The sequence below is a fragment of the Ruegeria sp. TASC047 genome, from assembly GCF_059612445.1.
On record NZ_JBXWQP010000053.1, the window covers coordinates 130,483 to 139,429 of the forward strand.

An 8,947-nucleotide genomic window follows, 5' to 3' on the forward strand; every position below is an offset into this window, starting at 1 on the left:
GAGCCGCGACTCGGCCACCCAGAAAGCTGATTAAGGACACTCCGTTTGATAATGCATCCAATATCCATGGTGATTCAACCCTGCTGAGACAACACGGTAAGACCAAGAGCGAATGGAAACTTCTGTAACTGCCTGTCCCTGAGAGTGGGCACGGCCAATGCACTGTTTAGTCAGACACCCCAGGTGTCCGACAAACGATACCCGTCAGGCCAGGGGTCATCCGGGTCAAGCATGTGTTGGTGAATGCCGGTGATCCAGCCGCGCCCACTGATTTCGGGGAAAATCGCGGCACGGCCCGCCACTTCGGTGGTATCGACAATCCGACCGGTGAACCGTGATCCGATGATCGAGACCGCCTCGAACGTTTGACCCGGCGACATCAACCCTTTTGCTGCCATCAGCGCCATGCGCGCGGAAACCGCTGTACCTGTAGGCGACCGATCAACCTTGCCGGGTTGGATCGCCACGGCAGATTTGCCGGTCAATCCGGTTTCGGTCTCGCTGATCGGGCCGCAGAAAGCACAGAATGAGATATGGTCCCAATCCGGGTTTTCAGGATGCGAAAACCCAAGCTGTTCATTGGCTGCATTGGTGATCTTCACCCCCAATCGGGCAATGTCACGGGCCTCATGTTCGACAATCTCGAATCCCAACGCCTGTGCATCGACCACGACAAAACTGTCACCCCCATAGGCGGTATCAACCATGATCGTATCCAATCCGGGTACCTCAAGTGGGACGGACAGTTTGTCGGCAAAGCTGGGCAGGTTCTGCACGAAAATGCGTTGCGCTTTGCCACCGCTGCATTCCGCCCGCACATGAACCAGCCCGCCCGGGGCCTCAAGCACCATATGAGTTTCTGGTTCCTGCATCGGAATGATCCCGCCATCCAGCAATACGGTTGAAACACAGATCGAGTTCGAACCCGACATCGGCGGTGTGTCTTCGGGTTCCATAATGATAAAGGCCGCGTCGGCCTTGGGGTGTTTCGGGGGCACCAGAAGATTGACATGACGGAAAACACCGCCCCGAGGTTCGTTCAGAACGAAGTTGCGCAGCGTCTGGTCGCCCGCGACAAAGCTGCGCTGTTCCCACAAGGTGTCGCCTGGTGGCGGGGCAACGCCCCCAACGATAACATCCCCGACTTCACCTTCTGCGTGGGCTGAAATGACATGAACGGTTTTGCTGCTCCGCATCGGATCTCTCAATACTGTGCGACAGGCTCGCCCAGAGCGTCGAAAATCGGTGTAACACCCAGACCCGGACGGGCGGGTGCGGTCATCCGGCCGTTGACACGCTTTGGCGCACCCTCAGCAATGTCCACCGTGCCGTAAGAGTTGAAATCCGTGGCAGAGAATGTGAATTCGGACGGCGTTGAACGGGCCAGATGTGCGATGGCCGCCGTGGTGATGTCACCGCCCCAGGTGTCTTCGATCGTCATGGGGATGCCGTGCGCCACGCACAGGTCCCGCATAAGACGGGCTTTGGTCAACCCTCCGACTTTCGAGATCTTCAGGTTGATCACATCCATCGCGTCTTCGGCAATGCCGCGGACCAGCGTGTTGGGAGTGTCGATCACCTCGTCCATCACGAAGGGCAACGCGGTGCGGCGGCGGATCGACACGCATTCCTCATAGGTCAGGCAAGGCTGTTCCACATAGACATCCAGACCCGAAATCGCGCCCACCACGCGTGCGGCCTCGTGCCGGGTCCAGCCGGTATTGGCGTCTGCTACAAGCAGGTCCGTCTTTTTCAGAACGGCGCGGGTGGCGTGGATACGGTCGATGTCGTCATTGGCCTCGCCACCCACCTTGAGCTGAAACTTGGTGTAGCCTTCGGCAGCATAGCCTTCGATCTTTTTGGCCATGATCTCGGGAGCTTCCTGACTGATCGCGCGATAAAGCACCACATCATCCTGCGCAGCGCCCCCCAGCAATGTGTAAAGCGGCTGGTCCGTGGCCTTGCCCAGCAGATCCCAGCAGGCAATATCCACCGGAGCCTTGGCATAGGGATGACCCCGCAAGGCCGCATCCATCGTACGGTTGATCTGACCGATATTCAGTGGGTCCTGCCCGATCAAATGCGGGGCCAGCTCTGCCAGCCCGGCCCGGACGCCGAGCGCAAAAGACGGCAGATAGGCCGAGCCAAGCGGGCAGCATTCGGCATAGCCCTTCAACCCTTCTTCCGTGATGATTTCCAGAACGGTGCTGTCAAACACTTCGACAAAATTGCCGTTGGACCAGCTATAGCGGCCTTCTTTCAGCGGCAGATCCACCTGATATACGTTCAGCCCGGTGATTTTCATAAGGTGTTCTCCAGATTAGAAGCGTGTGGATGAGAAAGGTGACATATAGAGCACCGGCTTGGCGTCAGTGACCAGATCGGCCACCAGTTCGGCCGTGCCTGCGGATTGGGTCAGCCCCAGATGACCATGGCCAAAGGCATAAAGTACGTGTGGTGCGCGCGAAGATCGGTCAATCACTGGCAGGCTGTCAGGCAGTGATGGGCGAAAGCCCATCCATTGCGTGCCGCCTTCCAGGTTCAGGTCTGGCATGAAGCGCCCGGCCTTGGCCAGCAACGTGTCAGCGCGCCGGTAATTCGGGGCCAGCTTCAATCCACCCAGTTCGACTGCACCGCCGATGCGCACGCCGCCGTTGATCCGGGTTACCACAAACCCATGCCCCCCAAAGGTCAGATGAGTGCGCAGGTCAAAAGCGCCTTCGGGCAGGGTCGTGTTATAACCCCGCTCGGTCTCAAGCGGGATATGATCCCCCAGGGTCTTGGCCAGCTGGTGTGACCAGGCTCCGGCGGCAACAATCACCTGACCTGCCGAAATGTCGCCGTTGTCCGTGTCAAGGCGCACGCCGTCATCGGTTGGTTTCAGTGCCGTGATCCCTGCGATCTTTACCTGCCCACCGCGCGCGATGAACTGTGCCGCCAGATGCTCGGTCCAGCGGGCAGGGTCGACGGTATTCATCCATGTCGAGGTAAAACCCGCATGGGTAAATCGCCGGTTCAGCCCGGGCTGAATTTCGGCAATAGCATCCGGGCTGTCCAGAAGATCAAACGGGATGCCATGGTCCTTGCGCAGGTTCCAGGTGGGCAGGCTGGCACGGAATTCGCCCTCACTCTCGAACAACTGCAACTGGCCTTCGCGCTGCATCAGCGCCTCGCCGTCTACATGCTCGATCTGACGCTCCAGCGCCGCACGGCTGTGGTTCATCAGCGCGGCTTGTGCGGATAGTGAGGCTGCATAACGATCGCGCCAACTGGCCCGCCAGAACCGGAGCATCCACGGTGCAATACTCAGCGCATAAGCGGGCGGGATCGACAAAGGCCCCAACGGATCAAGCAGCCATTTTGGCGCTTTGCGCATGATCCCAGGCGTTGCAAGCGGCACGATATCTGTAAAGGCAAAGGCCCCGGCATTGCCCTTTGACGCCTCGGCTGCAACGCCTTCACGGTCCAGCACAAGCACCTGCCTTCCCCGCTTTTGCAACTCTAGCGCAGCGCTGATGCCAATGATGCCAGCACCGATCACAACTATGTCCGTCTTGGTGTCATGCTGCATGGTTACAGGTTCTCAAATAGTGGTACGGGGTCGGGGACCGGACAGCGTCTGTCCCCGGCCTTGACTTCAAAGCGCGATGCCATCACGGAACGGATCATTCGGCGCGAAAACCAACCTGCCTTCCGACATGATATGCGCCTGCCCGGTCAGGGTGGGAATGACACCCCCGTTCGGGCCGGGTTGGTAGCTCAGCACGTAGGGGCTGCCGATCACGCTTTCCTGTACAATCTCTTCCCCTGCTTCCAGCACCCCGTTTGCCGCCAGACAGGCGAGGCGCGCCGAACTGCCGGTACCGCAGGGCGACCGGTCATATTGATTGTCCGGGCACAGTACAAAGTTGCGGCTGTGAACATCCTTGTTGGGGGATTGATCCTGAAGGATCACATGGTCGACCAGTTCTCCGTTTTCGCCATGCACGCCCTGTGCGATGCAGGCTTCGCGTATGGTAATGGTCAGATCGGTCATCGCCCGAATATTTCCCGGGTTCACCGGGATTGGGCTGGGATCAACAATGAAGAACCAATTTCCGCCAAAGGCAAGATCGCCGGTTATCGACCCATAGCCGCCAACCTCAATCTGCACAGCTGCCCGCACGCGACGGCTCTCGACATTTGTGACGCGTACGGTATTGGCGTCCAGTAAATCCACCGAGACGACACCGACCGGAGTTTCAACCCGATGCGTGCCCGGCCGGATTCTGCCCTTATGTGCCAGAGTGACGCCCAGACCGATGGTGCCATGTCCGCACATGCCAAGAACTGCATCCGCATCGAAATAGATCACGCCGGTCTCACACCCTGGATCTTCGGGCGCGACCAGAAGCGCCCCCACCATTCCGGGCTGCCCACGCGGCTCCAGCAAGATGGATTTGTAGAACACCTCATGCTCGCTGGCCAAGCGTCGTGCACGCTCGGCCAGCGGGCCGGACCCCAGATCGGGGCCGCCGTCGAGGATCACCCGCGTAGGCATTCCCCCGGTGTGGCTGTCAATCACATGCATTCAGCAATGACTCCGCCCTGGCCGGACCAATCAGTAAACCAAGTGCGGAACAGGTCGTATTGCTGTTCGCAATAGTTGCGCTGGGCATCCGTCAACTCGTCGGTTTCGTTGAAGTGCAAACGGTATTCCTCTTCGCCGTTCAGGACCAGCAGGTGTTTGTAATACAGCACCAGATCGGTGCCCTCGTCAAAGCTGGCCAGCACACCAAAGGCCTCTTCCAGTTCCCGCGCGCGCAGGCGCGCTTCGGCATGGCCCGCCGCCGCTTTCTGGCACAGGGCAGCCAGCAGCAGTGCCTCTTTCGGCAGGGCAGTGCCAATCCCTGTGATCGAACCGGTGGCGCCGCAATTGACGAAGCCATGGTAGACCTCGGTGTCCACACCAACCATCAGTGTAACCTGATCATCTTTCGAGGTAATGTGTTCCGCCGCATAGCGCAGATCGCTTTTGCCACCGAATTCCTTGAACCCAACCAGGTTGGGATGATCTGCCCGCAATTCCAAGAACAGATCGGCGCGCGTCGCAAAGCCGTAAACCGGGCTGTTATAGATGATTGCCGGAATATCAGGTGCAGCCGACAGGATCGCTTTGAAATGATTACGCTGCGCCGCGATGGACGATCCACGCGACAATACACGCGGGATCACCATAAGCCCTGCCGCGCCGACCTTTTGCGCATGCGCGGCAAGCGCCACGGCGGATTTCGAATTTATAGCACCTGTGCCGACGACAACGGGCAGTCCGGCCGCGATCAGACGTTCGACACCTTCCATCCGTTCGGCATCCGACAAGAGAGGCCAGTCGCCCATCGAGCCGCAATAGACCACGGCAGACATGCCCGCTGCGATCATTTCCTTGCCCTTTTTCACCAGCGCGTCGAAATCCGGTGTCCGGTCCGGTTTGCAGGGGGTCATCAGGGCTGGCATGGTGCCGGTGAAGATATTCTGGGACATGAAGATAACCTTCCTAATTGTTTTGGGGCGGGGGCTTTTATCGCACATTCGCCAGGAATTTGCGGGTGTGTTCAGATTGGGCTTCGTTGAAAATCTGGGCGGGCGGGCCGATCTCTTCCATCACGCCCTGATGAAAAAAAGCAACCCGGTCTGATACATCACGAGCGAAACCCATCTCATGCGTGACGCAAATCATCGTCATCCCTTCTTCGGCCAAAAGCCGCATCGTGTCGAGAACTTCGCCCACCAGTTCAGGATCCAGCGCCGAGGTTGCTTCGTCAAACAGCATGTATTCCGGCTCCATCGCCAGCGCGCGGGCAATGGCAAGACGCTGCTGCTGACCACCCGATAAGGCCGAAGGGAAGACGTTCAGCTTTTCGCCCAACCCTACATGGGTCAACTGCTTTGCGGCAATGTCACGCGCCTCGTCCCTCGACTTGCCTTTGACAATCTTCGGGGCCAACGCAACGTTTTCCAGTGCTGTCAGATGCGGAAAGCTGTTCCATTGCTGGAACACCATCCCCAGCTTTGTGCGCAGCTTGTTGATGTCGGTGCCTTTTGCATGAACATCAATGCCATCAACCCTGACCGATCCCTGCTGGATCGGTTCCAGCCCGTTGATGCAATAGAGAAGGGTCGATTTGCCGGAGCCTGACGCACCGATCACCGACAGAACTTCTCCTTTCTGCACATCCAGATCGATACCTTTCAGCACATGCAGCGATCCGAAATATTTGTGCAGGTCGCGAATTTCGATCATTGGGCCCACCTTTTTTCTAGCGACGCGGAATACCGCGAAATCGGATAGCTGAGCGCGAAATAGAACGCGCCAGCGATTGTCAGGATCAGGAATGGCTCCTGCGTGCGGGTGATCAGGATCTGGCTGGCTTTCAGCAGTTCAACATAGCCCAGAACCGAGACCAGCGCGCTGTCTTTCATCACACCCAGCGCGACCCCGACCCATGCAGGGAACACCGCGCGCCCTCCGATCGGGAAGACGACATATCGCAGATCCTGCCAATAGGTCATGCCCAGGCTGCGCGCGGTGCGGCGCATCGGATCACCAACGGCTTCAATCCCGCCGCGCGCCACATTCGCAACCAGTGCTGCCGTGTAGATGGACAGGATCACCACGCCCGAGGCAAACGGGTCCAGATTGAGCCCGACAATAGGTGCAAAGTTGTAAAACAGCACCAGCTGGATGATCAGAGGGACCGACCGGAAAATATCCAGAACCGGAGCCAACGTCAGGGTCGCTGCCAGTTTGCCCTCGTACAGAAGCCAACCGCACACCACGCCAAAAACCGTTCCAATGGAAATCGAAAGCACTGAAATCCAGAGCGTTCGCAGCGCGGCTTCGCCCAGAAACCACAGATCGTTGATGTTGAAGCCGCTGAAAAAGCTGACAGTGGGTTGCATCTGTGCCTCCTTCAGTAGCGGAAAAGCCGGGACGCCAGCAGGCGCGAGGCAAGCAGGATGATTTTGACAATCACGTAGTAGATGACCGCGGTGACGGCGAAATATTCAAAGATTCGGAAAGTGCGCGAGGCAAAGAACTGGGTCTCGCCCGACAATTCCCGGAAGCCGACCAGCATACCCAGTGACGACATTAGAACAGCCCAGACCATCTGGTTCGTGATCGGATGATAGACAATGCGAAACACTTGCGGGATCACGACGCGTGTGTAAGCCTGCCACGCGGTCATGCCCAGCGATCGGGACGCGCGTAGCTGTGTCTCGGGGACGGCCTGAAAGCCTCCACGGAAGTTTTCAGCCAGATAACCGGCGCAATTGAATGTCAGCCCGGCCAGCACGATGAAGTACGGCGATAGATGCAGGCCAAAGGCACCAAGCCCGAAGCCGAAAAAGAACAGCTGGAACAGCGCCGGAGTATTGCGCGCCAGTTCGACCCAAGCTGAGGCGAACCAGTAAAGGGGACCTTTCAGGTGCAGCCGCGTCAGCGCCAGACAAAGTCCGATGATAATGCCAAGGACCATTGCCAGCACAGCAACCTGTATCGTCAGCAGCGATGCCTCAAGCAGGTCCGGCAGGCTTTTCATCACCGGCCGCCAATGGAAGTTATAGTCGAACACGGGTGTTCCTCACGCAATCTACCGGTCCTTTCGCCCGGCCATAGCCGGACGAAAGCATGGAGTAGGAAAGGGTCAGTACATTACGCCGGGAATGCGCAGCTCAGGCGCTTCGCCGCCGACATATTTACCCCAATGCTCCTGATAGCGGCCCGAACGCACCTGGTGGGTCACGAACAGGTTCAGGAAGTTCAGCCAGGTGACATCTTCGCGCTTGCCTACAACCGAAGTGTAGTCGGTGGTCCATGGCATGCGAGGGCCGGCAACAACAGTGTCGTATTGCTGGGTAATCGGCAGCACGGCAGTGTTTGTGGTAATGCCGATATCGGCCTTGCCCTGAGCCACCGCTAGGAAAACCTCATTCTCGGACTGGTAGCCCTGGTAACTGCCTTCTTCGCCCCATTCGGCGGCGATCTTCAGCCATTCCTGCTCGGGCACGGTGCCGATCGCGGCGGCCACGCGCTTGCCACGGATATCCTCGAAGGTCTCAATGCCGCTTTCGGCATTCACGACACCCTGCGCATAATAGATGGCGTAAGGAATGGTAAAGCCCACCGTCCGCGCCCGTTCAAGGCTGTCCGAGGTTGCTCCGAACACAACGTCTGCGCGTCCGGTGACGATCACTGGCAGGCGTTCGGCCCAGGTCAACGGCAGGATTTCGGCCTCAACTTCAAGTGCGGCGGCCAGATCATTGCAGTATTCGACGTCAAAGCCTGCCGGTTCGTTATTCGCGTCGCGATACCCAATTGGCGGAAAATCCAACACAACACCGCAGCGCAATGTCCCGCGATCTACGACATCGTCCAGCGTGTCCGCCATCGCAGGAGCCGTGGTGATAGTGGTGAGGGCCGCCAGTGCGGCGAGTTTCTTGAGCATGTGATCCTCCCTGAATCAATCGATACGCGAAGCTATAGAGGATATTGTATCCAACATCCAGTATTTTGTTAAGCAGGAAAAGCCAGCTTTCAAAAGGTGTCGTAGCTCTTGGATGTGATTGAAATGACTGACTTGGCCCGCGTGGAAGGCCCTCGTTCGTCGGCGGCCAAATGGATTTGACACCATGTTCTACTGGAGTTGGAGGTTTTTGGCTGAACGTGGTACGTCGTCAAACGTGAAGGTGCATTGTGCTCAGAGGCCGGGGAGCTTTCAGCTTGAGACGGAAAACGTTTTGTGATGGGAGCGTGTGACGCCCAGGCAACTCCAGCCAGTGTCTTTCAAAGAAAAGCGGCAATGCTGACCCGCGCAGCCAAATGCGCGTTCGGTCAGACTTTGACGGCTTGTAGTTCTTCGAGCAGGTTGAGGAGTTGATTGAGTTTTTCTCGTCCCATTTGTTTTTC

The 8,947-nt window shown here is 58.0% G+C and carries 9 protein-coding genes; all 9 read right to left on the reverse strand.

The features are described 5' to 3' along the window. Positions 1 to 170: 170 nt before the first annotated feature. The 9 genes from AC2FLO_RS18935 to AC2FLO_RS18975 all read right to left on the reverse strand — a co-directional run bounded on the left by AC2FLO_RS18935 (position 171) and on the right by AC2FLO_RS18975 (position 8,486). Entirely contained in the window at positions 171 to 1,196 is a 1,026-nt protein-coding gene (locus AC2FLO_RS18935) for a trans-3-hydroxy-L-proline dehydratase (RefSeq protein ID WP_496753293.1), read from the reverse strand. An 8-nt stretch (positions 1,197 to 1,204) separates the two neighbouring features. Further along, positions 1,205 to 2,305, reverse strand: a complete 1,101-nt coding sequence (locus tag AC2FLO_RS18940) for a cis-3-hydroxy-L-proline dehydratase (RefSeq protein WP_496753292.1) — start codon at positions 2,303 to 2,305, stop codon at positions 1,205 to 1,207. A gap of 15 nt (positions 2,306 to 2,320) precedes the next feature. Further along, entirely contained in the window at positions 2,321 to 3,571 is a 1,251-nt protein-coding gene (locus AC2FLO_RS18945) for an NAD(P)/FAD-dependent oxidoreductase (RefSeq protein ID WP_496753291.1), read from the reverse strand. A gap of 66 nt (positions 3,572 to 3,637) precedes the next feature. After that, positions 3,638 to 4,570: a 4-hydroxyproline epimerase gene (locus AC2FLO_RS18950; RefSeq protein ID WP_496753290.1), complete on the reverse strand. Its 933-nt coding sequence runs from the start codon at positions 4,568 to 4,570 to the stop codon at positions 3,638 to 3,640. Then, positions 4,561 to 5,520 (reverse strand): dihydrodipicolinate synthase family protein, encoded by a 960-nt coding sequence (locus AC2FLO_RS18955; RefSeq protein ID WP_480832927.1) that lies wholly within the window; start codon positions 5,518 to 5,520, stop codon positions 4,561 to 4,563. Before AC2FLO_RS18955 ends, AC2FLO_RS18950 begins: the two co-directional genes overlap by 10 nt. A gap of 37 nt (positions 5,521 to 5,557) precedes the next feature. After that, entirely contained in the window at positions 5,558 to 6,280 is a 723-nt protein-coding gene (locus AC2FLO_RS18960) for an amino acid ABC transporter ATP-binding protein (protein WP_267366726.1), read from the reverse strand. Further along, on the reverse strand, positions 6,277 to 6,939 hold the full coding sequence (locus AC2FLO_RS18965; RefSeq protein ID WP_496753289.1) for an amino acid ABC transporter permease: 663 nt from the start codon (positions 6,937 to 6,939) through the stop codon (positions 6,277 to 6,279). The genes AC2FLO_RS18960 and AC2FLO_RS18965 overlap by 4 nt, the downstream gene beginning before the upstream one ends. A gap of 11 nt (positions 6,940 to 6,950) precedes the next feature. Further along, positions 6,951 to 7,613, reverse strand: a complete 663-nt coding sequence (locus AC2FLO_RS18970; protein WP_209507537.1) for an amino acid ABC transporter permease — start codon at positions 7,611 to 7,613, stop codon at positions 6,951 to 6,953. Between the two features lie 72 nt (positions 7,614 to 7,685). After that, positions 7,686 to 8,486: a transporter substrate-binding domain-containing protein gene (locus AC2FLO_RS18975; protein WP_496753288.1), complete on the reverse strand. Its 801-nt coding sequence runs from the start codon at positions 8,484 to 8,486 to the stop codon at positions 7,686 to 7,688. Positions 8,487 to 8,947: the final 461 nt, after the last annotated feature.

Bases quoted from the DNA above. Each gene is read 5' to 3' on its own strand.
- AC2FLO_RS18935 (WP_496753293.1), bottom strand. From the start codon at position 1,196: ATGCGGAGCAGCAAAACCGTTCATGTCATTTCAGCCCACGCAGAAGGT.
- AC2FLO_RS18940 (WP_496753292.1), bottom strand. From the start codon at position 2,305: ATGAAAATCACCGGGCTGAACGTATATCAGGTGGATCTGCCGCTGAAA.
- AC2FLO_RS18945 (WP_496753291.1), bottom strand. From the start codon at position 3,571: ATGCAGCATGACACCAAGACGGACATAGTTGTGATCGGTGCTGGCATC.
- AC2FLO_RS18950 (WP_496753290.1), bottom strand. From the start codon at position 4,570: ATGCATGTGATTGACAGCCACACCGGGGGAATGCCTACGCGGGTGATC.
- AC2FLO_RS18955 (WP_480832927.1), bottom strand. From the start codon at position 5,520: ATGTCCCAGAATATCTTCACCGGCACCATGCCAGCCCTGATGACCCCC.
- AC2FLO_RS18960 (WP_267366726.1), bottom strand. From the start codon at position 6,280: ATGATCGAAATTCGCGACCTGCACAAATATTTCGGATCGCTGCATGTG.
- AC2FLO_RS18965 (WP_496753289.1), bottom strand. From the start codon at position 6,939: ATGCAACCCACTGTCAGCTTTTTCAGCGGCTTCAACATCAACGATCTG.
- AC2FLO_RS18975 (WP_496753288.1), bottom strand. From the start codon at position 8,486: ATGCTCAAGAAACTCGCCGCACTGGCGGCCCTCACCACTATCACCACG.